At 53.1% G+C, this 22,892-nt stretch carries 22 protein-coding genes; 8 read left to right on the top strand and 14 right to left on the bottom strand.

All coding sequences use genetic code 11. The annotated features are described in order from the left end of the window. Positions 1-36: 36 nt before the first annotated feature. From HV832_RS06480 to recG, 3 genes are all read right to left on the bottom strand, one after another. A complete protein-coding gene (locus tag HV832_RS06480; protein WP_176802738.1) occupies positions 37-951 on the bottom strand; it encodes an SDR family NAD(P)-dependent oxidoreductase in 915 nt (304 codons plus the stop codon). A 95-nt stretch (positions 952-1,046) separates the two neighbouring features. Then, positions 1,047-1,529, bottom strand: a complete 483-nt coding sequence (locus HV832_RS06475) for a GNAT family N-acetyltransferase (RefSeq protein ID WP_176802737.1) — start codon at positions 1,527-1,529, stop codon at positions 1,047-1,049. Between the two features lie 72 nt (positions 1,530-1,601). Further along, on the bottom strand, positions 1,602-3,755 hold the full coding sequence (gene recG / locus HV832_RS06470; RefSeq protein WP_176802736.1) for an ATP-dependent DNA helicase RecG: 2,154 nt from the start codon (positions 3,753-3,755) through the stop codon (positions 1,602-1,604). Positions 3,756-3,877: 122 nt separating this feature from the next. On the opposite strand from recG, the gene queA reads away from it, so the two are divergent. The 7 genes from queA to HV832_RS06435 all read left to right on the top strand — a co-directional run bounded on the left by queA (position 3,878) and on the right by HV832_RS06435 (position 14,348). Then, complete coding sequence (gene queA, locus HV832_RS06465; protein WP_176802735.1) at positions 3,878-4,921, top strand: tRNA preQ1(34) S-adenosylmethionine ribosyltransferase-isomerase QueA; 1,044 nt, start codon at positions 3,878-3,880, stop codon at positions 4,919-4,921. Between the two features lie 200 nt (positions 4,922-5,121). Then, positions 5,122-6,255, top strand: a complete 1,134-nt coding sequence (tgt, locus tag HV832_RS06460) for a tRNA guanosine(34) transglycosylase Tgt (RefSeq protein ID WP_176802734.1) — start codon at positions 5,122-5,124, stop codon at positions 6,253-6,255. A 167-nt stretch (positions 6,256-6,422) separates the two neighbouring features. Then, the gene (gene yajC / locus HV832_RS06455; protein ID WP_176802733.1) at positions 6,423-6,746 is read left to right on the top strand and encodes a preprotein translocase subunit YajC; all 324 of its coding nucleotides are present in this window, start codon (positions 6,423-6,425) and stop codon (positions 6,744-6,746) included. A gap of 78 nt (positions 6,747-6,824) precedes the next feature. Next, positions 6,825-8,714, top strand: coding sequence for a protein translocase subunit SecD (secD, locus tag HV832_RS06450; RefSeq protein ID WP_176802732.1), 1,890 nt, complete (start codon positions 6,825-6,827; stop codon positions 8,712-8,714). 34 nt (positions 8,715-8,748) lie between these two features. After that, positions 8,749-9,687 carry a protein translocase subunit SecF gene (gene secF / locus HV832_RS06445; protein ID WP_176802731.1) on the top strand — a complete coding sequence of 313 codons (939 nt, stop codon included), beginning with the start codon at positions 8,749-8,751 and terminating at the stop codon, positions 9,685-9,687. 321 nt (positions 9,688-10,008) lie between these two features. After that, entirely contained in the window at positions 10,009-11,265 is a 1,257-nt protein-coding gene (locus tag HV832_RS06440) for an efflux RND transporter periplasmic adaptor subunit (RefSeq protein WP_176802730.1), read from the top strand. Continuing rightward, positions 11,262-14,348: an efflux RND transporter permease subunit gene (locus HV832_RS06435; protein ID WP_176802729.1), complete on the top strand. Its 3,087-nt coding sequence runs from the start codon at positions 11,262-11,264 to the stop codon at positions 14,346-14,348. The genes HV832_RS06440 and HV832_RS06435 overlap by 4 nt, the downstream gene beginning before the upstream one ends. A gap of 130 nt (positions 14,349-14,478) precedes the next feature. Here the strand turns inward: HV832_RS06435 and HV832_RS06430 are convergent, their stop codons facing one another. The 5 genes from HV832_RS06430 to purB form a co-directional block, all read right to left on the bottom strand. Further along, complete coding sequence (locus HV832_RS06430; RefSeq protein WP_317889309.1) at positions 14,479-14,916, bottom strand: MarR family winged helix-turn-helix transcriptional regulator; 438 nt, start codon at positions 14,914-14,916, stop codon at positions 14,479-14,481. 118 nt (positions 14,917-15,034) lie between these two features. Further along, entirely contained in the window at positions 15,035-15,607 is a 573-nt protein-coding gene (locus HV832_RS06425) for a YceI family protein (RefSeq protein ID WP_176802728.1), read from the bottom strand. 31 nt (positions 15,608-15,638) lie between these two features. Beyond that, positions 15,639-16,202, bottom strand: a complete 564-nt coding sequence (locus HV832_RS06420; RefSeq protein WP_176802917.1) for a YceI family protein — start codon at positions 16,200-16,202, stop codon at positions 15,639-15,641. 15 nt (positions 16,203-16,217) lie between these two features. After that, positions 16,218-16,760, bottom strand: coding sequence for a cytochrome b (locus HV832_RS06415; RefSeq protein WP_176802727.1), 543 nt, complete (start codon positions 16,758-16,760; stop codon positions 16,218-16,220). A gap of 260 nt (positions 16,761-17,020) precedes the next feature. Beyond that, complete coding sequence (gene purB, locus HV832_RS06410; RefSeq protein WP_176802726.1) at positions 17,021-18,388, bottom strand: adenylosuccinate lyase; 1,368 nt, start codon at positions 18,386-18,388, stop codon at positions 17,021-17,023. Between the two features lie 264 nt (positions 18,389-18,652). On the opposite strand from purB, the gene HV832_RS06405 reads away from it, so the two are divergent. Next, complete coding sequence (locus tag HV832_RS06405; RefSeq protein WP_176802725.1) at positions 18,653-19,261, top strand: glutathione S-transferase N-terminal domain-containing protein; 609 nt, start codon at positions 18,653-18,655, stop codon at positions 19,259-19,261. Positions 19,262-19,366: 105 nt separating this feature from the next. Here the strand turns inward: HV832_RS06405 and bfr are convergent, their stop codons facing one another. The 6 genes from bfr to asd form a co-directional block, all read right to left on the bottom strand. After that, a complete protein-coding gene (gene bfr, locus HV832_RS06400) occupies positions 19,367-19,843 on the bottom strand; it encodes a bacterioferritin (RefSeq protein ID WP_176802724.1) in 477 nt (158 codons plus the stop codon). An 88-nt stretch (positions 19,844-19,931) separates the two neighbouring features. Continuing rightward, entirely contained in the window at positions 19,932-20,531 is a 600-nt protein-coding gene (locus tag HV832_RS06395; protein ID WP_176802723.1) for an energy transducer TonB, read from the bottom strand. An 80-nt stretch (positions 20,532-20,611) separates the two neighbouring features. Next, positions 20,612-20,851 (bottom strand): (2Fe-2S)-binding protein, encoded by a 240-nt coding sequence (locus tag HV832_RS06390; protein ID WP_176802722.1) that lies wholly within the window; start codon positions 20,849-20,851, stop codon positions 20,612-20,614. A gap of 16 nt (positions 20,852-20,867) precedes the next feature. Continuing rightward, positions 20,868-21,194, bottom strand: coding sequence for a hypothetical protein (locus HV832_RS06385; protein WP_223827227.1), 327 nt, complete (start codon positions 21,192-21,194; stop codon positions 20,868-20,870). Positions 21,195-21,259: 65 nt separating this feature from the next. Next, complete coding sequence (gene hemP, locus HV832_RS06380; protein ID WP_176802916.1) at positions 21,260-21,406, bottom strand: hemin uptake protein HemP; 147 nt, start codon at positions 21,404-21,406, stop codon at positions 21,260-21,262. Between the two features lie 290 nt (positions 21,407-21,696). Further along, positions 21,697-22,548 carry an archaetidylserine decarboxylase gene (asd, locus tag HV832_RS06375; protein ID WP_176802721.1) on the bottom strand — a complete coding sequence of 284 codons (852 nt, stop codon included), beginning with the start codon at positions 22,546-22,548 and terminating at the stop codon, positions 21,697-21,699. Between the last annotated feature and the right edge of the window lie 344 nt (positions 22,549-22,892).

Below are 22,892 nucleotides of genomic sequence, written 5' to 3'. Positions count from 1 at the left end.
TGTCTTTTTGGCAAGCTGGAGAGTATCGGGTCAAACTCAGTTTTTCTGTAGCTGGGACATCGCTTTTGTCAGTTCCAGATGTCCCTGTGCTGCGCCGCTATCCGGCACGTTTTCGCCATCGCGCTGTCTGACTTCAGCCAGCCGTGCCGCCAGCTGTTCCGGGGTATCGTTGCCGCGTCCGACCCAGATGCCTTGCGTCAGGGTGATATGGGCGGCCTCAAAGCTGCCTGCGCCGGCACACAGGATAGCGCGGCTTGGCGCATTTTCTGCTGCCAGGACCAGCATGGCAGGCACGACGTCTGCCGGTTTCAGTGCCTGCAGGAATTCTGCCGGGAACAGGCTTTCAGTCATGCGGGTGGCTGCGGTTGGTGCCAGGCTGTTGACGCGGATGTCGTATTTTGCGCCTTCCAGCGCCAGCGTTTGCATCAGGCCGACCAGCGCCAGTTTGGCAGCGCCGTAATTCGACTGACCGAAGTTACCGTATAGCCCAGAGGAGGAGGTCGTCATCACGATACGACCGTATTTTTGTTCCATCATCACCGGCCAGACCGCTTTGCAGCAATGCACCGCGCCCATCAGATGCACATCAATCACGAGGCGGAAATCATCGATTTCCATTTTGGCGAAACTCTTGTCGCGCAGAATGCCGGCATTGTTGACCAGGATATCGACTCTGCCCCAGGTTGCCATGGCATCTGTCACCATTGTCTGCACGGCTGCAAAATCTGTCACGGAAGCACCATTGGCGATCGCTTCGCCACCGGCTGCCCGGATTTCCTCGACCACAGCCAATGCGGCGGCGGAGGAGCCGCCAGAGCCATCGGTCGCGCTGCCGAGATCATTCACCACTACTCTGGCGCCGCGCGCAGCCAGCGCCAGTGCGTGTTCGCGCCCCAGACCGCCACCGGCGCCAGTTACAATCGCTACGCGGCCTTTGAAATCTAAGCTCATGTTGTCATCCTTATCGAAGTTAATGCAGCAGGTAAAGTGCTGCTGATTCTAACCTGTGATGACTGGAGGGTGTATTCAGATTCGGGCGATCTGGTTCAGAATTTTTTCTGCATCACGATGGCGCCCCCCATTGCCGGATTCAGTTCGTAGCCGGCAAAGCCCTGAGAACGGTACAGTGCCTGTGCCGGATGATTGCCCTCCAACACTTCCAGCGTCAGTTTGCAGAAGCCATGCTGTTCTGCGTATTGGCTGATCTGGCTCATCAGATGTTTGCCGAGCTGCTGTCCTCGGAAATCAGGATGGACTGCAAAATCATGAATATTCAGCAGTGGTTTGCAGGCAAAGGTGGAAAAACCTTCGATGCAGATTGAGAATGCCGCCGCTACCTGATCCTGATACAGCAGGAAAGCGTGCACGGTGTGTTCCCGCTGCTGTAATTCGGAAATCAGATGCTGGCGGCAATAAGGTGAGAGCGTCTCGCCGCCACCCATCGGGTCGAGCGCATAGCTGTTAAGCTGATTCAGCAGGTCACTGGCATGCCGGTCATTGTGGAGGTCGGCTTTGAGAAAGGTCAGCATCGAAAAATCCTGTTAAAAAATGAGATGACTGGCACCGCAGGGCGGATGCGGGGTACGAGCGGGATAATATGCTCAGACCCGGAGAAATTCTTCTTTGTTCCCCATCCAGCGATGCAGATGGGCGGCAACAGTGACAGGATCATCCCGCAACAGTTCTTCCGCCAGATTGCGGGCTTTTTCCACCAGCGGCTGGTCGGTTTCCAGATCGGCAAAGCGGAGCAGCGCCTCACCGGACTGGCGCGCCCCCAGAAATTCGCCGGGGCCGCGCAGCTCCAGGTCTTTGCGGGCGATGTCAAAACCATCGTTACTCTCGCGCATGATTGCCAGTCGTTGTCTGGCAGTACCACCCAAGGGGCTCTGGTACAGCAGCAGGCAGATGCTGGCCGCGGCGCCACGGCCGACCCGGCCGCGCAACTGGTGCAGCTGCGACAGGCCGAAACGTTCCGCATGTTCAATCACCATCAGGCTGGCGTTTGGAACGTCCACCCCGACTTCGATGACCGTGGTGGCGACCAGCACCTGAGTCTGTTGCCTGCTGAAATCTTCCATCACAGCCTGCTTCTGGGCGGGTTTCAGACGACCGTGCACCAGTGCTATCCGGACGTCGGGCAGGGCTGCAGATAACATCGCGTGGGTATCGGTGGCGGTTTGTAATTGCAGAGCTTCGGATTCCTCAATCAGCGGGCAGACCCAGTAAACCTGCCGTCCCTCCAGTGCTGCCGCGTGTACCCGGACGATGACTTCATCGCGCCGCTGCTGGTCAATCACCCTGGTCAGCACTGGTGTGCGTCCCGGTGGCAGCTCGTCAATCACTGATACTTCCAGATCGGCAAAATAAGTCATCGCCAGCGTGCGGGGTATCGGTGTGGCGGACATCATCAGCTGATGCGGTATTTTTCCCGCTTCGGCCTTGTTGGCCAGATTCAGACGCTGACCAACGCCGAAGCGATGCTGCTCGTCGACAATCACCAAGCCTAGTTTTTTAAACTGAACGCTGTCCTGAATCAATGCGTGGGTGCCGATGATCAGCTGCGCTTCGCCGTTGGCAATCTGGGCGCTGGCCTGCTCTTTGTCTTTTTTCTTCAGGCTGCCGGTGAGCCAGACGGTGCGTATGCCCAGTGGTTCGAGCCAGGCGGCAATTTTCCGGAAATGCTGTTCCGCCAGAATTTCGGTCGGTGCCATCAGTGCCGCCTGAAAGCCATTATCGATTGCCTGCGCCGCCGCCAATGCCGCCACGATGGTTTTTCCGCTGCCGACGTCACCCTGCAACAATCTTTGCATAGGAAAGGTCTGTCGCAGGTCGTGACGAATCTCGGCCAATACTTTTTCCTGTGCTCTGGTGAGTGAGAATGGCAATGTCAGCAAAAAAGCATTGCTGAGTTCACCCACCAGCGGCAATGCGCTGGCGCCCTGACGACGGCGTGTTTGCTGGGCCCGTTTCAGTGACAGCTGCTGTGCCAGCAGTTCATCGAATTTCATCCTTTGCCAGGCGGGATGATGTCTTTCCAATAAACTGTACTGGTCGGCTTCCGGCGGTGGATTGTGCAACAGCCGGACGCTGGCTTCAAAGCCCTGCAGTCCGAGTGCTGCGAGGCGCGCAGGAGATAGCGTATCGCGCCATTCGCTGCGCATTATTGCGCTGGCAATCGCTTTGCGCAGCAAGGGTTGCGAAATACCTTCAGCGGTGTGGTAGACCGGTGTCAGTGCGGTTGGCAGGGGAGCGCCCTGGGTCACCATTTTATAAGACGGATGAACGATTTCCGGTCCGGCAAAACCATGCCGCAGCTCGCCACGGGCACGGACCCTCGCACCGGCAGAGAATTGTTTGAGCTGGCTGCCGTAAAAATTCAGGAACCGCAGTGTCGCCTGGCCGCTGTCATCGGCGATGGTGACGATCAACTGGCGGCGCGGCCTGTATTGCACATCCGCGCTGAGCACTTTGCCTTCGATCTGTACCTGGCTGCCGCCGCGCAACGCTGCTTCGCGGATACCAAGCACCTGGGTTTCATCTTCATAACGCATCGGCAGATGCAACAAAAAATCCATATCCGTACGCAATCCGAGCCGTGCCAGCTTGTCGCTGATTTTGCTGGTCTGGCTCGCGCTTGATGCGGTGGAAGTCTTTCTGGCGGACGGTGTCTGCGGTTTTTTACGCTGGCGTTGACCAGCCGCGTTTGCCTGAGCGGGAGGAGTGGCGGAATGCACGCTTGGGTCTTCAGCTGCCATGAGTGTAAAATGGTGGGTTTTGCTGTTAGTCTGGCCGTCAGGTAACACTGGGTTGAGATGTATTTTACTGATTTTTTATACAGTGCGCAGCATTTTGTTCTGTTTTTCCCCACTTTCCGTGTATGAATTATTCTCTGAGTGACTTTGATTTTGAATTGCCTGATGCGCTGATTGCTCAGACGCCTTTGCCTGACCGCACTGCGTCGCGCCTGTTGCATGTGGATGGCGACCAGCTGATTGACCGGCATTTTACCGATGTGCTGGATCAGTTGTCGGCGGGGGATGTGCTGGTTTTTAATGATACGCGGGTTTTGAAAGCACGTTTTCACGGGGTGAAGGAAACCGGCGGCAAAGTGCAGATGCTGGTGGAGCGGATTGTCTCGAATACGGAACAGGACCGTCGCGTGCTGGTGCAGATGCGTGCTTCCAAATCGCCTTTGCCCGGCAGCCGGATCCGGTTGGCTGACGCATTTGATGTGATTGTCGGGGAGCGCGAGGGCGAGTTTTTTACGCTGTTTTTTCCGGAGGATGTATTTTCTCTGCTGGAACGTTATGGCCGCCTGCCGTTGCCGCCTTACATCGAACATGATGCCGATGATTTTGATGAACAGCGTTATCAGACGGTTTACAGCCGGGTGCCGGGCGCAGTGGCGGCGCCGACTGCGGGGTTGCATTTTGATGAGGCGCTGTTACAGCGTTGTCGTGATAAAGGAATTCAACTGGCTTATGTGACGTTGCATGTCGGTGCCGGTACTTTCCAGCCGGTGCGGGTGGAAAACCTGAGCGAGCATGTAATGCACAGCGAATGGTATACCGTGCCGGAAGAGACCGTGGCGCTGATCCGGCAGGTCAAGGTCAGCGGCGGTAGCGTGATTGCGGTCGGCACCACCAGTATGCGCGCGCTGGAATCGGCATCGCAGAGCGGACAGCTGGAAGCTGGCAGTGCAGATACCCGATTATTCATCACTCCGGGTTATGTATTTAAAACCGTGGACCGGCTCATTACCAATTTCCACCTGCCGAAATCCACGCTGATGATGCTGGTGTCGGCATTTGCCGGCTATGCGCCGATCCGCCTCGCTTATGCGCATGCCGTTGCACAACGTTACCGTTTCTTTAGTTACGGTGACGCCATGCTGCTGACAAATCAGTCAGGAAAAAAATAAGGCGATATCCGCTATCCGGCGTGAACCGGATGCTGTTACAGTCAGAAAATTAATACGTTAAGGACTGATGCAACATCCCCCTGGCATGGTTGCCCCGCTTCACGGTAATGAGGTGCGGTTGGCGGCGCTTCACCGGTCAGGACAATTTCGCGTCAGCCCTGAAGATGAATGTGCATCCATGAGATGCATGAGGAAAAGTGATGCTTGAATTTACCTTAATCAAAAAAGACAAAACCACAGCAGCCCGGCGCGGTCGGGTGAAAGTCAACCACGGCGAGATTGAAACCCCCATTTTCATGCCGGTTGGCACGTATGGTTCGGTGAAGGCGATGTCGCCGCTGGAATTAAAGGAAATTGATGCCCAGATCATTCTGGGTAATACTTTCCACTTGTGGTTGCGCCCTGGCCTGGATGTATTGAACAAATTTGGTGGTCTGCACGATTTTATGGGCTGGGACAAGCCTATCCTGACCGATTCCGGCGGCTTCCAGGTATTTTCGCTTGGCGCCATGCGCAAGATTACCGAGGAAGGCGTGAAGTTTTCTTCACCGATCAGCGGCGAGCGCCTGTTCCTGTCGCCGGAAATTTCCATGCAGATTCAGCGTTCGCTGAATTCCGACATCGTGATGCAGTTCGACGAGTGTACGCCGTATGAAATCGACGGTCGCCCCGCCACGACGGAAGAAGCCGGCAAGTCGATGCGTATGTCCCTGCGCTGGGCGCAGCGTTCGATCGATGAATTCAAGCGCACTGAAAATCCTAACGCCTTGTTCGGTATTGTGCAGGGCGGCATGTTCGAACACCTGCGCGACGAATCGCTGGCGGACCTGAATGAACTGGGTTTTCACGGCATCGCCATCGGCGGTTTGTCGGTCGGTGAGCCGAAGGAAGACATGATGCGCATTCTGGCGCATACCGGCCCGAAACTGCCGGAAAACAAGCCGCATTATCTGATGGGCGTCGGTACGCCTGAAGACCTGGTGGCCGGTGTGGCCAACGGCATCGACATGTTCGACTGCGTGATGCCGACCCGTAACGCCCGCAACGGCTGGATTTTCACGCGCTACGGTGATGTGAAGATCAAGAATGCGCGTTACAAGGAAGATAAGGAGCCGCTGGATGCTACCTGTTCTTGCTACACATGCAAAAACTTTTCCCGCGCTTATCTGCATCACCTGCACCGGACAGGTGAAATTCTGGGCGCGCGCTTGAATACCATCCACAACCTGCATTACTACCTCGACCTGATGCGTAATATCCGCAAGGCGCTGGATGAAGAGCGCTTCCCGGAATTCGTTCAGGAGTTTCACGCCGGCCGGGCACGCGGAGTCTGAACGCAGAATCGCCAATTGCCCTGGCGTCAATGCTAGAATGTGACGCTTTGCCAGTTGAAATGTGATTTTGAATCACCATTTGCTGAAGTCAGTGTTGCAGGTTTGACAGTTCTACCTGATGCCAATCTGCGCACTGGTCAAATTAATATTACAACGGAGTCTGTAACGTGTTTATTTCCAACGCTTATGCGCAATCGGCCGGAATCGGCGCTGACGGTGGTCTGATGAGCTTTCTGCCATTGGTACTGATGTTTGTGGTGTTGTACTTCCTGATGATCCGTCCTCAGATGAAGCGTCAGAAAGAACAGAAATCCATGATGGATGCGCTGGCGAAAAACGATGAAGTCGTGACTGCCGGTGGTGTGCTGGGTAAGGTCACGAAAGTCAGCGAAAGCTACGTGACGCTGGAAGTGGCTGAGGGCACCGAACTCGTGGTGCAGAAAGTGGCCATTACCGCACTGCTGCCGAAAGGCACCATTAAAGCGATTTAATCGGCATATACCGGCAACGCAGTCCACAGATGAACTGGACTGCGTTGTTCTTTTGAGCTTCCAATTTCTTTTTTTATTATGAATCGCTATCCACTCTGGAAGTATTTGCTGATTTTGATTGCACTGATATTCGGCGGACTCTACACCGCGCCGAATTTCTTCGGCGAGTCGCCGGCAGTGCAGATCAGCAGCGCCAAATCGACAGTCAAAATTGATGAAAGCATGAAAACCCGCGTCGAACAGACCTTGCAGCAGGCAGGTTTGAAAGACAGCGGTATTTTTTATGATTTCAATGGGATGCAAGGTTCCGTGCGGGCACGTTTCGTGGATACGGATACCCAGTTCAAGGCGAAAGATGTGCTGGAAAAAGCACTGAATACCGACCCTGCTGATCCAACCTACACCGTCGCTTTTAATCTGTTGTCGAATACACCGAAGTGGCTGCAGAGCATGAATGCGCTGCCGATGTATCTGGGGCTGGATCTGCGCGGCGGCGTGCATTTTCTGATGCAGGTGGATACCAAGGCAGTGATGCAAAAGCGGGTGCAGGGATTACAATCTTCGATTCGTTCTGCTTTGCGCGAAAAAGATGTGCGTCATGCCGGCATCAGCCGCGATGGTGACGCGATCACCGTCCGTTTCCGTGAAGCGGAAACACGCAATGTCGCAAGAAACGTGCTGTCGTCACAAATGAGTGATGTCAACCTGACGGATGTGGCAAGCACGGATAACACTGAATTCAACCTGCAGGTCAGCCTGAAACCGGAATCGCTGAAAGCGGTTATTACCGAAGGCGTGAAGCAGAATATTACCGCGCTGTCGAAGCGTGTCAACGAGCTGGGTGTGGCTGAACCGATCATCCAGCAACAGGGGCCTGATCGTATCGTGGTGCAGCTGCCGGGTGTGCAGGATGTGGCGCGCGCCAAGGAAATCATTGGTCGCACCGCGACACTGGAAGTGCGCCTGTCGGACGAGTCTGTGATCGGCCAGGTGGATGAAAGCACTCCGGTTCCTTTTGGTTCCGAACTGTTCAAGGTCGGTCGTGGCGCTCCTGCGATTTTGTATAAAGAGCCTGTGATTACCGGCGATTATATTGCCGGCGCATCGGCCAGTTTTGATGAGCATCAGCAACCTGCGGTCAGTATTGATCTGAACGGCGATGGTGGACGCAAGATGCGTGAGGCGACCCGTAATAAGATCGGTAAGAAGATGGCGATTGTCTTGTTTGAAAAAGGCAAGGGCGAAGTTTTGACCGTGGCAACCATTCAGGATGAGTTAGGCTCCCGCTTCCGCATTACCGGCATGGGGTCCACGACGGCTGCCTCCGATCTGGCCTTGCTGCTGCGTGCCGGCTCGCTGGCCGCACCAATGGAAATCATTGAAGAGCGCACCATTGGTCCGCAGCTGGGGGTTGAAAACATCAAGCAGGGACGTAATTCCACACTATACGGTTTTGCCGCGATTTCGATTTTCATGGTGATTTATTACCTGATGTTCGGTTTCTTCAGTGTGCTGGCTTTGTCTGTGAATCTGTTGCTGTTGGTGGCGATCCTGTCGCTGTTGCAGGCGACGCTGACTTTGCCGGGAATTGCCGCGATTGCGCTGGCACTCGGCATGGCGATTGATGCCAACGTACTCATTAACGAGCGTATCCGTGAAGAACTGCGCAGCGGGAAGTCTCCGCAAAAAGCGATTGAAGAAGGCTTTACCCATGCCTGGGCAACGATTCTCGATTCCAACGTGACCACGCTGATTGTCGGCCTGGCGTTGCTGATTTTCGGCTCCGGTGCGATCCGCGGTTTCGCGGTGGTGCATTGCCTCGGGATTCTGACTTCGATTTTTTCATCGGTGTTTGTTTCGCGCGGTGTGGTGAATTTCTGGTACGGCCGTCAGAAAAAGCTGGCCTCGATTTCCATCGGACAGATCTGGAAGCCTGCAGCAGATGCACAGACTGATGTAAAGCAGTGACCGCGTTGTCAAGATAAGGATTCAGGAATCTATTATGGAATTATTCCGCATTAAAAAAGACATTCCTTTCATGCGCCATGCGCTGATTTTCAATGTCATTTCGGCGCTGACTTTTGTGGCGGCAGTGTTTTTCCTGCTGCACAAGGGGCTGCATTTTTCAGTTGAGTTTACCGGTGGTACCGTGATGGAAGTCACCTATCCGAAAGCTGCCGACGTAGATGCAATCCGCCGCACCGTGGAAGGACTGGGGTACACCGATGCACCGGTGCAGACTTTTGGTAAGGCGCAGGATGTGGTGATCCGCTTGCCGCTGTCAAAGACCATGACCGCAGCAGATCAGGCAACCCAGGTGATGCAGGCGTTGCAGGCCAAAGACCCGGAAGTCCGTCAGCAGCGTGTTGAGCAGGTTGGCGCCCAGGTGGGTGACGAACTGGCGCATGACGGCCTGATGGCTTTGCTGTTTGTGGTATTAGGCGTAGTGATTTATCTGGCGATCCGGTTTGAATGGAAGTTTGCAATTGCAGCGATTGTCGCGAACTTGCATGACGTGGTGATTATTCTCGGTTTCTTCGCTTTCTTTCAATGGGAATTCAATCTCTCGGTACTGGCGGCGGTGCTGGCTGTACTGGGGTATTCGGTGAATGAGTCGGTGGTTATTTTTGACCGTATCCGTGAAAACTTCCGTAAGCAGCGCAAGATGAGCGTGAAAGAAGTAATTGATAACGCGATTACCAGCACGATTTCCCGCACGATCATTACCCACGGTTGCACCCAGATGATGGTGCTGTCGATGTTGCTGATCGGTGGGCCGACATTGCACTATTTTGCAGTAGCGCTGACGATTGGTATCTGTTTCGGTATTTACTCGTCGGTATTCGTGGCTGCCGCGATTGCGATGTGGCTCGGTGTGACGCGCGAAGACCTGATCAAACCGGTCAAGGAAAAGGACGATACCGATGGTGCCGTCGTCTGAACCTGGCACCAGCATCAGACATTCCGCTACCTGACTTTGGTGTAACGTAAGGTATCGGCAGAGAAAGCCAGCATGAATGCTGGCTTTCTCTTTGGTAGCATAGGCGCTTGCCGCTGACCGGGTAAAATTTTCATCTTTGGTGTTGCTACCTTGTTTTACTATATGACAGCAGATAAAGCCTGTCCGGCCTGAGCAGCAGGCTGTTTCAATTTCGTACTTTATGCATTGATTTGATACGTTTTCTCCGCATTTATCAACAAATTCCTCCGAACTTTCTCGTCCTGCGCCAGTCTGAAAGCATCTGCAAAGGATAAAAACAACATGAGCCAATTCAAAACACTGACTATCGTCGCCGTGATTGCCGCGCTTGCCGGCGGCGCCTGGTATTTTGCCGCCTCTTCAACTCAGAACAAGGCTGACGCTGGCGCATCTGCCAGTGCTGCTGCCGGAAAAAACGGGGATCCTTCGGCGCATCCCGTCAGCGTGTCAACGGTATTGGCGCAACAGCGCGATTATCCGGTCAGAATTTCTGCCAATGGTACGGTGTCGGCTTTGAATACCGTGGATATCCGGCCGCAGGTGACCAGCACTGTCAGCAAAGTGCATATCCGTGAGGGTCAGTTTGTGAAGGCCGGTGAATTATTGTTCACGCTGGATAGTCGCGCTGACGAGGTGAATCTGGCAAAAGCTCAGGCTCAATTGGATAAGGACCTCGCCACATTGGCTGATTACCAGCGCCAGTTGGTGCGTAGCAAAGAACTGGTGGCTAAAAAATTCGTGGCGCAGAGTGCGCTCGACACCAGCCAGGCGGCGGTGGATGCCCAGGCGGCAGTGGTGGCTTCGGATAGGGCAGCGGTGGTCGCCGCCAAAGTTGCACTGAGTTATGACCGGATTGTAGCGCCGTCTGCCGGCCGTACCGGCATCATCAGTGTTTATCCGGGTTCGCTGGTGCAGCCAAGCGCCACTACGCCGGCACTGGTGACGATCACTCAGATTGATCCGATTGCGATCATGTTCCCCTTGCCGCAGCGGAATTTGCCGGATGCGCTGGAAAGTATGCGTCGCACGGACAGCTACGTCACGGCCAGATTGCCGGATGGCGTCACGCAGTTCAAAGGGAAATTGCAGTTTGTCGATAATGCGGTGGATGCCGCTTCCGGAACGGTCAAGGTCAAAGCGATTTTCGATAATAAGGAAATGAAATTATGGCCGGGGGCTTATGTCACTGTCGAACTCAGTGTGCAGACACTCAAGGATGCCGTGGTGGTACCGCAGGATGCGATCATTGTCGGCGCACGTGGTAAATCGGTCTATGCCGTCACTGCAGAAGGAAAGGCCGAACTCAGACCGGTTGTGGTGACCCAGAGTTTTGGAACGGATGCCGTGGTGACAGGTATCGCGGCAGGTACCAGAATTGTCCTTGATGGTAAACAGAATCTGCGTCCGGGCGCCGTGGTGAAACAGCGCGACAATGAGGCGAAGGACAGCAGCGCAAAAGCCGCTGCAAATCGCCAGGATGGTGCGGGCAGTCAGGAAAAACCGGCAGAAAAATCCGCTTCGGCAGCGAGTGCATCATGAATTTATCCGAGCTGTTTATCCGCCGTCCGGTGATGACGGTATTGCTGAATCTGTCGGTGGTGCTGGCCGGCGTACTGGCTTACCGCTTTATTCCGGTCGCCGCTTTGCCGAGCTACAACACGCCCGTCATCAGTGTGAATGCCAATCTGCCAGGTGCGAGTCCCGAAACAATGGCAACATCGGTGGCGCTGCCGCTGGAAAAGCAGTTCGCCACCATTCCCGGTCTGTCGGTCATCAGTTCCAGCAATACGATAGGCAATACCTCGCTGACGCTGGAATTTGACCAGAACCGGAATATTGACGTTGCTGCAGTGGATGTGCAGGCGGCTTTGCTGCGTGCGCAGCGTTCCTTGCCGGTGGATATGACTTCGCCGCCGTCGTACCGGAAAGTGAATCCGGCTGATGCGCCGGTGCTGGTGCTGTCGCTGAGGTCGCCGTCGATGACCCTGTCTGAACTGACCAGCTATGCGGAACATCTGATTTCTCCCAGTTTATCCACTCTTGATGGTGTGGCGCAGGTCAATATTTACGGTATCAAGCGTTATGCTGTCCGCATCCGGGTCAAGCCGCAGGAGCTGGCGCTGCGTAATATGACGCTCGATGAGCTGGCTGCCAGCATCCGCAATGCCAATGCCAATACCCCGGTCGGCACGCTCGATGGCGACAAGCAGACTCTGACGATTCTGGCGAACCGGCAGTTGCTCAATGCCAGCCAGTTTGCCGATCTGGTGGTTGGGAATAAAGGTGGACTGGTGGTCCGGTTACGCGATGTGGCGGTCGTGGAAGACAGTTATGAACAGGTCAAGTCAGCCTCGAATTACAACGGCGAAAGCTCAATCACCTTAGGTATCCAGCGTCAGACGGATGCCAATACCGTGAAGGTAGTGGACTCGATCAAAGCAGCCTTGCCGGGCTTTCAGGCGCAATTGCCCGCTTCGGTCAAAATCGGGCTGGTAAATGACCGTTCTGTGTCGGTGCGTGATGCTTTGCATGACGTGAACCTGACCCTGTTGCTGACGATATTTTTGGTGGTGGTAGTGATTTTCCTGTTCCTGCGGCGCGTGACTGCGACGGTGATCCCGACCTTGTCCTTGCCGGTTTCGCTGGTCGGTGCAATCAGTCTCCTGTGGGGCTTCGGCTATACGCTGGACAATATTTCCCTGCTCGGACTGACGCTGGCGGTGGGGCTGGTGGTGGATGATGCGATCGTGATGCTGGAAAATATCATGCGGCACGTTGAAAACGGCGAGCCGCCGTTTAAAGCGGCGCTGCAGGGGTCGCGCGAGGTGGGTTTTACCATCATCTCGATTTCCACTTCGCTGGTGGCGGTCTTTATTCCGATTTTTTTCATGCCGGGGGTGATTGGCCAGCTGTTCCATGAATTTGCGGTGATCGTCAGCCTGGCAATTCTGGCGTCGGCATTCGTGTCGCTGACGCTGGTCCCGATGCTGGCGAGCCGCTTTCTGAAAAGCGAGCATGAGCTTTCCGAGCCGCCCAAATGGGCCGCATGGATATTGCATGGTTTTGAAAACGCCTTTACTGCTTCGTTGCGCGCTTATACCCGCAGCCTGGATCTGGCGCTGCGCCATCGCCGGATGGTGCTGCTGATTGCTTTACTGACTTTTATCGCAACGGCCTATCTGTTCAGAACGATTCCTAAAGGATTTTTCCCGCAAGAAGATATCGGACAGATCAACGTCACGACGGAAGCGGCGGAAGATGTGTCTTTCCCCGCCATGCTGATATTGCAGGACAAAGCGGCCAAAATTATCCGTGACGACCCTAACGTGCTGACCGTTGCTTCTTTCAATGGCGGCAGCGGTTCGCAGAATACGGGCCGGATGTTTGTGAATCTGAAGCCGCGTAATGAACGCAAACCGATGAAGGATGTCGTGGATGGCTTGCGCAAGAAACTGGCGCAGATTCCCGGCATCAATGTGTTCCTGCGTCCGACGCAGAACCTGCAGCTGGGTGGTCGTCAGAGCAAAAGCCAGTATCAGTATATTTTGCAGAGTGTCGAAGCCAGTGAACTGAGTGACTGGGCCGGCAAATTGCAGGAAAAGCTGCGCAATGACAATGGCTTTAAAGACGTGACCACAGATTCTCAGCTCAAAGGCTTGCAGGCTTCGGTAGAGATTGACCGTGATCGCGCCAATACGCTCGGTGTCGGCATGGACGCCATCCGTTCGGCTTTGTACAGCGCGTTCGGCGAGCGTCAGATATCGACCATGTACACCAATGTCGACAGCTATCAGGTCATCATGGAAGTCGGTCCCGAGGCAAAAGCAGACGAAAGTGCGATTAACGGTATTTACCTGCGTAGTAATACCGGCACCCTGGTGCCGTTGTCGAGTGTTGCCACGGTCAGGCGCACCGTCGGCCCGACGTCGATTAATCATGTTGGCCAGTTGCAGGCAGTAACAGTGTCATTCAATCTGTCGCAAGGCACGGCGTTGGGCGACGCGACCAGACGCATTGAACAGTATCGCGACGAATTGAAAATGCCGGCATCGATTATCACCTCTTACGGCGGCGATGCTGCGGTGTTCAAGGACACCCAGTCCGGACAGGTGGTACTGATTGTGGCCGCATTACTGGTGATCTATGTGCTGCTGGGTGTTTTGTATGAAAGTTATATTCATCCGATTACCATTCTGGCAGGCTTGCCGTCGGCGGCAGTGGGTGCGTTGCTGACGCTGAAGTGGTTTGGCGAAGACCTGACCCTGATTGCCACCATTGGTATTTTGCTGCTGATCGGTATCGTGAAAAAGAACGCGATCATGATGATTGACTTCGCGCTGGACGCGCAGCGCCATCACAACATGACACCGGCAGAGGCGATCCGGGAAGCATGTATTCAGCGCTTCCGGCCGATTATGATGACTACGCTGGCAGCGCTGGTCGGTGCTTTGCCGATTGCACTGGGACTGGGTGCCGGTGCTGAATTGCGTCAGCCGCTGGGTCTGGCGGTGGTGGGCGGGCTGATTTTCTCGCAGGCGATCACGCTGTTCATTACACCGGTGATTTACCTGGCGCTGGATCGTTTCAGCGGCAGCGGTCCGATAGTCGGAGATGCGTTGTAAACAGATACTCCCCTGCGTTTTTAATCAAAATGCCCTGAAATTAAGAAAAAATCAGGGCATTTTTATATACTGAAGGGGAGTATATTGTAGTCATTCAGCTGGTTATTGGCAGTCGACCGATGATCCCCTGTCAGCGCTGATCCTGCTCCAGATGTTGCTTCAGCTTGAGCAGCGCGTCCTCCAGCGTCTGATAGTCATCCGCAGTATAGCTGGTGAAGCGCTGTTTTCCGTTTTCCACCACTTGTGGGAAAACTTCGGCAAAAGTCTGCTCGCCGCTGTTGCTGAGGCGCACAAACAGCTGGCGCCGGTCATCGGCACCGCGCTCGCGTTGTATCAGCCCCTTTTCTTCCAGCCGGTCCAGTACGCCTGTCAGCGTGCCTTTGGTCATCAGAGTTCTTTCGCCCAGTTTTTTGCAGGTCATGCCGGACGTGTTGCCGAGTGTGGCGATAATATCGAATTGGGAATGGGTCAGGCCAAACTGGCGAACTTTGCGTGCCGATGCCTGTTCGAATAATTGCATGCATTCCGACAGCAGGCGGATGCTGCGTAAATAACGTTTATCCATCATACGTCCATGAAAAAGCCGGTGCTAAACCATGACGGCTGCACCGGCCAGGCAAGGCAGTGATCTGTCGCAATGCGCTGCCATCAAGCATCGCTGCGGCAAATCATTGACCTGAAGTTTCTCAGTCAGCCTTGATCGCTTCTACTTCAATCGCCAGTTTGACTTCCGGTGCGAAGCCGTAAGCGATGCCATAGTTCAGGCCGAAATCGGTACGCTTGAATTCAGCTGAAGCGTCTGCACCGCAGACTTCTTTTTTCAGCATCGGATGCTGGATGCACTTGAACTTGTTGATGGTCAGTGTCAATGGACGTGTCACGCCCAGCAATGTGAATTCACCCTGAACAGCCACCGGTGTATCGCCATTGAATTTGATCGATGTGCCTTTGTAAGTGGCGGTCGGGAATTGCGCGACATTGAACATTTCTTTGGAGCGTGCATGTTCGTTCAGTTTTTCGTGACCGAAATCGATGGAGTTGGCATCAATCGTGATATCGACGGTACCGGTTTTTGCTGCGCGGTCCAGTGTGATCTTGCCGCTGTTCTTGGTGAATTTGCCGCGCCATACGGACAGGCCGCCAAAGTGGTCTGCCTCAAAGCTTGGATAGGTATGGCTAGGATCGACATTGTAAGTGTCTGCAAATGCCGGTGCTGCGCTGGCGAACAAAGCGGCGATGATCATTGGATGCAATTTCATGGGATATTCCTTTTCAAATAGAGTAAGTGATTTATTGCGTGACTACGTGAAATTTGATGGTGACTTCATCGGCAACCATGCCCGTATCTTTCCATTCGCCTTCGCCAATGTTGAAAGTCAGGCGTTTAATCGGAAGGTTGCCGTCAAAAATCTGGCTATTCCCTTCCTTTTTGACCGTCATCGGAAAGCTCACATCAGTAGTTTTGCCTTTGATGGTGAGTTTGCCGTGGACGTCCAGTTTTCCTGCCGCGCCTTGTTTCATGCTGCTGGAAACAAAGCTGGCTTTGGGAAATTGTGCAGTGTTAAACCATTCTTTTTTCAACACTTCCTTGTTGTACTCCGGATCGCCCAGATCAAAACTGGCGAGTTCAATCTCGACACTGGCTTTCGAGGTTTCCGGTTTGGCTGCATCGTAATCGATCGCGGCGGTGAATTTCTTGAATTTCGCATCGACCGGAACATTCATTTGCTTGAATACGATTACAATTGTGCTCTTGGCGTTATCGAGCTTCGTCATGGCAGCCAGCGCAGGCACGGCAATAACGGCTGCCAGCAGTGCTGTAGCTAATGATTTGGAGACAGTAGGGAATTTCATCATTCAGTGTCCTTGTTAAGTTGTCTTACCTGGCAGCATGCGTTGCAGCAAGCCGTCTTTATCAATGATCTGATGTTTTAGCGCAGCAAGAATATGCAGTGAGACCAGCGCCAGCATGGTATAGGTCAGGATTTCATGCAGCTCTTTCAGCTGGGATTTGAGTTCAGGGTCAGGGGCTATCGGGCCCGGTAATTCAAACAGACCCAGATACACCACCGGATAGCCAGCAGCGTAAGTATAAAAATACCCTGACAAAGGCACGGCAAACATGAGCACATAGAGCATGCCATGCGTGCCATTCGCAGTGATGACCTGCCACGAACTCATGTGTGCAGGATAGGCTGGCGTTGTACTCAGCAGGCGATTGATAAGACGCACAGCAACCAGTCCCAGCACGGTAATGCCTATCCATTTATGGTATGCATAATATTGCAATTTCGTTGGACTGATTTTCATGTCCGTCATCACCGTGCCGAGAACGAAGGCGGCGATAATCAGGCCGGCAATCAGCCAGTGCAACAAAATCATCGATCCCGGAAAACGTTGTTGGGTGCGCATGCTCAATCCTGTTTAAATTGGAAATTAGTTCTAATGCGAACTAATATAACAAAAAAAATGAAAGTCTGCAGAAAGTTTTCAGAAATTGACAATCTTGTCTTTCTGTTCAGCAGAACCGTTTTTCGGGAATGCTTTGCCGACCAAATGCAAAGAGCATCCGTCCATCAGACCGGATGCTCTTTCAGAAGTTCAGATGCCAGTGTCAAGGCATCATGGATATTGTGGCAGACCGCCTATGTGTACAGCGATCAGGGTAGCGCTCAGATTGCCTTCGCCAGTTTGACGGCGATGCCTGTGTAATTCGCTGGTGACATGGACAGCAGCAGGTCTTTTGCATCCTGCGGAATAGCCAGCCCCTGCACAAAGTCACGCAGCGCTTCTCTCGAAATTCCTTTACCACGAGTCAGTTCCTTGAGCTGCTCATAAGGACTTTCAATGCCGTAACGGCGCATGACGGTCTGGACTGGCTCTGCCAGCACTTCCCAGGTCGCATCCAGATCGGCTGCGAGGCGCTCGGGATTAGTTTCCAGTTTATTCAGACCACGCAGGCAGCTGTCATAAGCGAGCAGGGTATAACCGAACGCAACGCCGATGTTGCGCAACACGGTCGAATCGGTCAGGTCGCGCTGCCAGCGTGATACCGGCAATTTTTCAGACAGATGGCGCAGCAGAGAATTGGCCAGCCCCAGATTGCCTTCCGAGTTTTCAAAGTCGATCGGATTGACTTTGTGCGGCATGGTGGAGGAACCGATTTCGCCCGCCTTGGTTTTTTGTTTGAAATAGCCAACTGAGATGTAACCCCAGATGTCACGGTTCAGATCAAGCAGGATAGTGTTGACGCGGGCAAATGCATCAAACATTTCCGCCATGTAGTCGTGAGGTTCGATCTGGATGGTGTACGGGTTGTAAGTCAGCCCCAGGCGCTGCTCAATGACATTTTTGGAAAAATTTTCCCAGTCATAAGATGGATATGCAGACAAATGCGCGTTGTAATTACCGACAGCGCCATTCATCTTGCCGAGAATTTCAACTTGCTCAATACGTTTGACCGCACGTTGCAGACGCGCGACCACGTTGGCGATTTCCTTGCCCAGCGTTGTCGGGCTGGCTGGCTGACCGTGGGTGCGTGACAGCATCGGCACTTCGGCATTCAGATGCGCGAGTTCGGTCAGTTTGCTGATGACTTTCTGCAATACCGGCACCATGACCTGGTCGCGTGCTGTTTTCAGCATCATGCCGTGCGAGGTATTGTTGATGTCTTCTGAGGTACAGGCAAAGTGGATGAATTCACTGGCGGCAGTCAGTTCTGCAGAACTCGCTACTTTTTCCTTGAGCCAGTATTCGACGGCCTTGACGTCATGATTGGTGACGGCTTCGATTTCCTTAATGCGCGCGGCATCGGCTTCCGAGAACTCCGCCACCAGTTTGTCTAACAAGGCATTGGCCTGGGCGGAGAATGGCTTGATCTCATCGAAGCCAGCCTGGGATAAGGCTTGCAGCCATGAGACTTCAACTTTGACGCGATGGTGCATGAAACCTGCTTCGGACAAGGTGGCGCGCAACGCGTCAACTTTGGCGGCATAACGGCCATCAATCGGAGAAAGGGCGGACAGGGAGGAAAAAGCCATGATGATGAGTTCGTGAGGTAAAATAGAAAAATTATTGCGCAAAAAACAACAATTTTGTAAATTATGTCAAATCTGTGCTCAGCCTTCGGAAGCTGTTATACATTGTTGAGCAGACTTGTTTTGCGCGGGATGCGTGATTTTACCATTTGAACGAACTCAGAATCGTGTTTCTGGCTACGTGTGTAAAGCTTGTTCACATCTGACCAGTCTCGTCTGTTCATGACCCGATGTTATAATTCGCAGCAAATTATTTTATTAAAATTTATGAAACTCATTGGCTCTACCACCAGTCCTTACGTAAGAAAAGTCCGCGTCGTCATGGCGGAAAAAAAGCTCGACTATGCATTTCTGCAGGAAAATGTGTGGGCGGCTGACACGACGATTCAGCATTCCAATCCTCTGGGTAAAGTACCATGTCTGTTAATGGAAGATGGTGGCGCGATGTTCGATTCCCGCGTCATCGTTGAATACCTCGACACGCTGACTCCGGTTGGCAAGCTGATTCCTGGTCTGGGGCGCGAACGTGCTGAAGTGAAATGCTGGGAAGCGCTGGCCGATGGCTTACTCGACGCGGCCATTCTGGTGCGTCTTGAAAAGACCTTACGACCTGAGCAACAGCAAAGCGAAGAATGGATTACACGCCAGATGGGCAAGGTTAGCGCCAGTCTGAAAGCCATGTCGGAAGGGTTGGGGGAGTCGGCCGTCTGCTGCGGTAATCACCTGACGCTGGCGGATATCAGTGTCGGCTGTGCCCTGGGCTGGCTGAGTTTCCGTTTTCCCGACATTGCCTGGCGGGATGATTACCCGAATCTGGTGAAACTGTTTGATAAATTATCGGAGCGTCCTTCGTTCAAGGAAACGATTCCGCAATAAGCCTATTTTCGCTGATGGCAAACGTGTTCAATAAAAAAGGATGGCAATGCGCCATCCTTTTTTATCGTTGAGCATCAGGTATGACGGTTCCCGTTTTCCGGAGACCTACTCGCTGGAGGACATCTGGGACTGCAGATAATTCTGGATGCCGACTTTTTCTATCAGTTCAATTTGGGTTTCCAGCCAGTCGATATGCTCTTCGGTATCTTCCAGAATCAATTGAAACAGGTCGCGTGATACATAGTCTGCGCAGGCTTCCGCAGTCGCGATCCCTTCTTTGACGGTTTGTTGTGCTGCGGTTTCGAGTCTGAGGTCGCACTCCAGCATTTCCAGCGTATCCTCGCCGATCATGAGCTTATGCAGAGCCTGAAGATTGGGTAGTCCGTCCAGCATCAGAATGCGGTCAATCAGTTTATCGGCGTGCTTCATTTCACCGATGGATTCTTCGTATTCCTTTTTTGCAATCTTGTCGAGTCCCCAGTGTTTATACATCCGGGCATGCAGAAAATACTGGTTGATCGCACTGAGTTCATTCGTCAGTTGCGCATTGAGTAATTTGATGACTGTCGCATCGCCTTTCATTTGGCATCCTTTCATGAATGATATGGATGCATTCATCATAGCAAGTTAGGCCGATAAAAGGTATAAAAATCCTGACGGTCGATATGTGTCAGGTATCGAGTGAAAAGCTGATTGTGGCAGAAGCCATCACCGGCAATGGTTTGCCATCTTCGACGTAAGGCTTGAATACCGCCCGCATCAATGCTTGCCGGGCTGCTTCATCCAGCCGCTGCGAGCCGGATGTTTTTTGGATATCGACACGTTCCGCATAGCCTTTTTCATTGACCAGAACAGTCAGCGTGACTTTTCCCTGTTCACCCATGCGCTTTGCCATCGGCGGGTATTCGGCCTGCGGTGCGCGGATGTACTGCACTTCGCTGATTTGCCTGATCGCAGGAGGAGCCGGATGGGCGGCAATGCCATGTGTTGTTTCTGTTATGGCGGGCGCTGTCGCTGGTGCAATCACGGTAATCGCAGGTGGCACGAACGCGGTTTCAGGCGCAGGCGTGATGTTGACTGGAGAAGACTCTGCGAGGACTGTATCCGGAACCGCTGGAGTAAGCGGTTGGCTGGCGCGTTGCGTGGCAACAGTCGCCGCCGGAGGCGGTGGCGGTGTCAGCACCGCCATGACGATTTCTTTTGGCGCTGCAGGTGCCGTGGCCGGTAACAGGATGTTTTGCAAGGCGATAATCAACATCAGGTGTCCCATGATAATGATGCTCAAAGGCAATAGGCGTGATGTCCTTAGAACCGGCAGTGAACCAAATGCAAAGGGCATGGCAAACCGATTCATATGACGACAGGATCAGGCTGAAAGTGAATTTTTTGGAGCAGACCGCGCATGCCACTGGACTCGCGGGAGGTGGTCTGCAGACATTCCTGCAGCACTTCCCGGGCACAGCCGGCACATTTGCCGCAGCAGGTCGCAACCTGCAGATGCATGCGTAGTTCCGACATCGTACTCATGCCCTGTTCAACAGCGCGCTGGATTTTTTTATCGGAGACGTTATTGCAGACGCAGACAATCATGAAAATACCTCTGAGTTTAAGCGTTTTTGGGATGTAGCCAGCCAAAGCGTTTAGCAGGCGTCTGGCGCGACAAATTATGGTGAATCAGGATTTCCCACTGCTCGGAGAGCTGCTGGCAGGTTGCACGCAGAACAGGCGCCAGCTCCGGCAGATCCGACAGCACTTTCAGGTGCCTTTCAATCACGGAGGCCAGTTTGATGCAGGCGCCTTCTTCATTAGCCAGGCCGGATTGCACGGTGTAATGCGACATCAGATGCAATACGGCGGAGACCAGTAATTCCGGCTGGGAAGAAGTTACTGTCGCGGTAGCAGTATTTGAATCCAGTGATTGGTCAGTGCGCATCATATGTGTCCAAAAGTGAGAAAGGTGGGCGTTAATCCAGAATGCCGGATGAAATTGCATTCATTTCATGCGGTCAGAATCAGCTTATTGAGCTGCGTGATCCGTAAACGATAAATACGTCCACCATGATCGATTTCCAGCTCCCTGTGGTGCGGCATCAGATCGCTGCTTTTGATACGGGGAATAGTGGTTGGTTGGCAATTGCCCTGCATCCGGTCAGCGAAGGCATCGGCAGGGTGTGTTTGAATTGCAGGGAAAATGGTTGCCATAATTTTCAAATCTAAACGAGAATAATTCTTATTTAAATTATTGTTTAATTTGAGATGTATTGCAAGTTCTTTTTATCGCTGATGTGATCGAAAGCAAAAATGAAGCTAAAGCCATGCGGTTTGAGTCTTATTCTTGATTACAGCAGAAATCAGCAGCAGGACTGGCCTCATTGGCAGAAATAAAAAAAAGCCCATGTATGACATGGGCTTTTTGGCGACTTCGGTAAGGCAGGTCAGGGCACGGCGTAATCTGCCATGCATTCCCCCAGACGAACCGGCTTTGTTGCTTGCCATACCGGGTTAAATTGCATCGTATTCTCGGGAAACAGAAGCACGACGGTGGAGCCGAGCATGAAGCGTCCCATTTCATCGCCTTTTTCCAGCCTGATATTTTGTCCGGTGTAATTCCATTCGCGGATATCACCGTCACGTGGCGGGTTGACGGTACCATGCCATACCGTCGCCATGCTGCCGACAATCGTGGCTCCGACCAGCACCATCACAAACGGACCGCGGGCTGAATCGAAGAAACAAATCACCCTCTCATTGCGGGCGAACAGACCGGGCACACCGCGTGCTGTCGTCGGGTTGACAGAAAATAAGTCACCCGGCACATACACCATGCGCGTGAGCATTCCGTCACAAGGCATATGAATCCGATGATAATCCCGCGGGCTCAGATAAATCGTGGCAAAGCAGCCGTTCTGAAAGGGCGATGCCAGTTGTTGATTACCGCCCAGCAGCGCTGTGGCTGAATAGTCATGTCCTTTCGCCTGGAAAATCTGGCCTTTGGCAATCGGCCCGAACTGACTGATAGCGCCATCCACAGGGCACACCAGATCGGCATCCGCCAGCGGACGGATGCCTGTGCGCAGCGGGCGAGTAAAAAATTCGTTGAAACTCCGGTAACTGCCGGGATCAGGATTGGCAGCTTCATTCATATTCACCTGATAGCGTTGCACGAACCAGCGGATCAGGCTAGTCGTCAGCTGACCTGCTCTGGCATGCGCCAGCTTCCCGGCCAGCATGGTCAATGCTTTTTTGGGGAGCAGGTATTGAGGAATTACGGCAAGTCGGTCAGACACGATAGATTTCCTGAAGATCAAGTGGTCGGGAATTATAACGTTGACGCGAATGAAAGCGGGTATTTTGTCCTCCCTGCGACGCAGGGATTTATCCTTGCCATCAAAGACAGATGTTGTTCAGCTAAAAACCGGAATATGAACTATGTTGTCCCAGTCAGCCTGAAAGACGTGCGCATCGGGCGTATTAATGGGATGACATCTCAGTTTCATCAGAATACGGTATACTAGGATTAATAGTTAAAATTAATTGTTTTTATAAAATTAATTTACTATTTAAATGTATTAAAACGCTTTATTATTTGAACCCGTTACTTCGAACGTGTTTTAACCACAAAGGAAATCAC

Origin of the sequence: Cognatundibacterium oligocarboniphilum (assembly GCF_013377855.1) — a bacterium.
GTDB lineage: Bacteria > Pseudomonadota > Gammaproteobacteria > Burkholderiales > Burkholderiaceae_D > Undibacterium > Undibacterium oligocarboniphilum.
Note: the sequence above shows the minus strand (reverse complement) of the source record. Positions and strands in the feature narration are given on the sequence as shown.

Excerpts from the sequence above, each read along its gene's own strand:
- HV832_RS06480 (WP_176802738.1), bottom strand. The coding sequence starts at position 951 with ATGAGCTTAGATTTCAAAGGCCGCGTAGCGATTGTAACTGGCGCCGGT.
- HV832_RS06475 (WP_176802737.1), bottom strand. The coding sequence starts at position 1,529 with ATGCTGACCTTTCTCAAAGCCGACCTCCACAATGACCGGCATGCCAGT.
- recG (WP_176802736.1), bottom strand. The coding sequence starts at position 3,755 with ATGGCAGCTGAAGACCCAAGCGTGCATTCCGCCACTCCTCCCGCTCAG.
- queA (WP_176802735.1), top strand. The coding sequence starts at position 3,878 with ATGAATTATTCTCTGAGTGACTTTGATTTTGAATTGCCTGATGCGCTG.
- tgt (WP_176802734.1), top strand. The coding sequence starts at position 5,122 with ATGCTTGAATTTACCTTAATCAAAAAAGACAAAACCACAGCAGCCCGG.
- secD (WP_176802732.1), top strand. The coding sequence starts at position 6,825 with ATGAATCGCTATCCACTCTGGAAGTATTTGCTGATTTTGATTGCACTG.
- secF (WP_176802731.1), top strand. The coding sequence starts at position 8,749 with ATGGAATTATTCCGCATTAAAAAAGACATTCCTTTCATGCGCCATGCG.
- HV832_RS06440 (WP_176802730.1), top strand. The coding sequence starts at position 10,009 with ATGAGCCAATTCAAAACACTGACTATCGTCGCCGTGATTGCCGCGCTT.
- HV832_RS06435 (WP_176802729.1), top strand. The coding sequence starts at position 11,262 with ATGAATTTATCCGAGCTGTTTATCCGCCGTCCGGTGATGACGGTATTG.
- HV832_RS06430 (WP_317889309.1), bottom strand. The coding sequence starts at position 14,916 with ATGATGGATAAACGTTATTTACGCAGCATCCGCCTGCTGTCGGAATGC.
- HV832_RS06425 (WP_176802728.1), bottom strand. The coding sequence starts at position 15,607 with ATGAAATTGCATCCAATGATCATCGCCGCTTTGTTCGCCAGCGCAGCA.
- HV832_RS06420 (WP_176802917.1), bottom strand. The coding sequence starts at position 16,202 with ATGAAATTCCCTACTGTCTCCAAATCATTAGCTACAGCACTGCTGGCA.
- HV832_RS06415 (WP_176802727.1), bottom strand. The coding sequence starts at position 16,760 with ATGCGCACCCAACAACGTTTTCCGGGATCGATGATTTTGTTGCACTGG.
- purB (WP_176802726.1), bottom strand. The coding sequence starts at position 18,388 with ATGGCTTTTTCCTCCCTGTCCGCCCTTTCTCCGATTGATGGCCGTTAT.
- HV832_RS06405 (WP_176802725.1), top strand. The coding sequence starts at position 18,653 with ATGAAACTCATTGGCTCTACCACCAGTCCTTACGTAAGAAAAGTCCGC.
- bfr (WP_176802724.1), bottom strand. The coding sequence starts at position 19,843 with ATGAAAGGCGATGCGACAGTCATCAAATTACTCAATGCGCAACTGACG.
- HV832_RS06395 (WP_176802723.1), bottom strand. The coding sequence starts at position 20,531 with ATGGGACACCTGATGTTGATTATCGCCTTGCAAAACATCCTGTTACCG.
- HV832_RS06390 (WP_176802722.1), bottom strand. The coding sequence starts at position 20,851 with ATGATTGTCTGCGTCTGCAATAACGTCTCCGATAAAAAAATCCAGCGC.
- HV832_RS06385 (WP_223827227.1), bottom strand. The coding sequence starts at position 21,194 with ATGCGCACTGACCAATCACTGGATTCAAATACTGCTACCGCGACAGTA.
- hemP (WP_176802916.1), bottom strand. The coding sequence starts at position 21,406 with ATGCAGGGCAATTGCCAACCAACCACTATTCCCCGTATCAAAAGCAGC.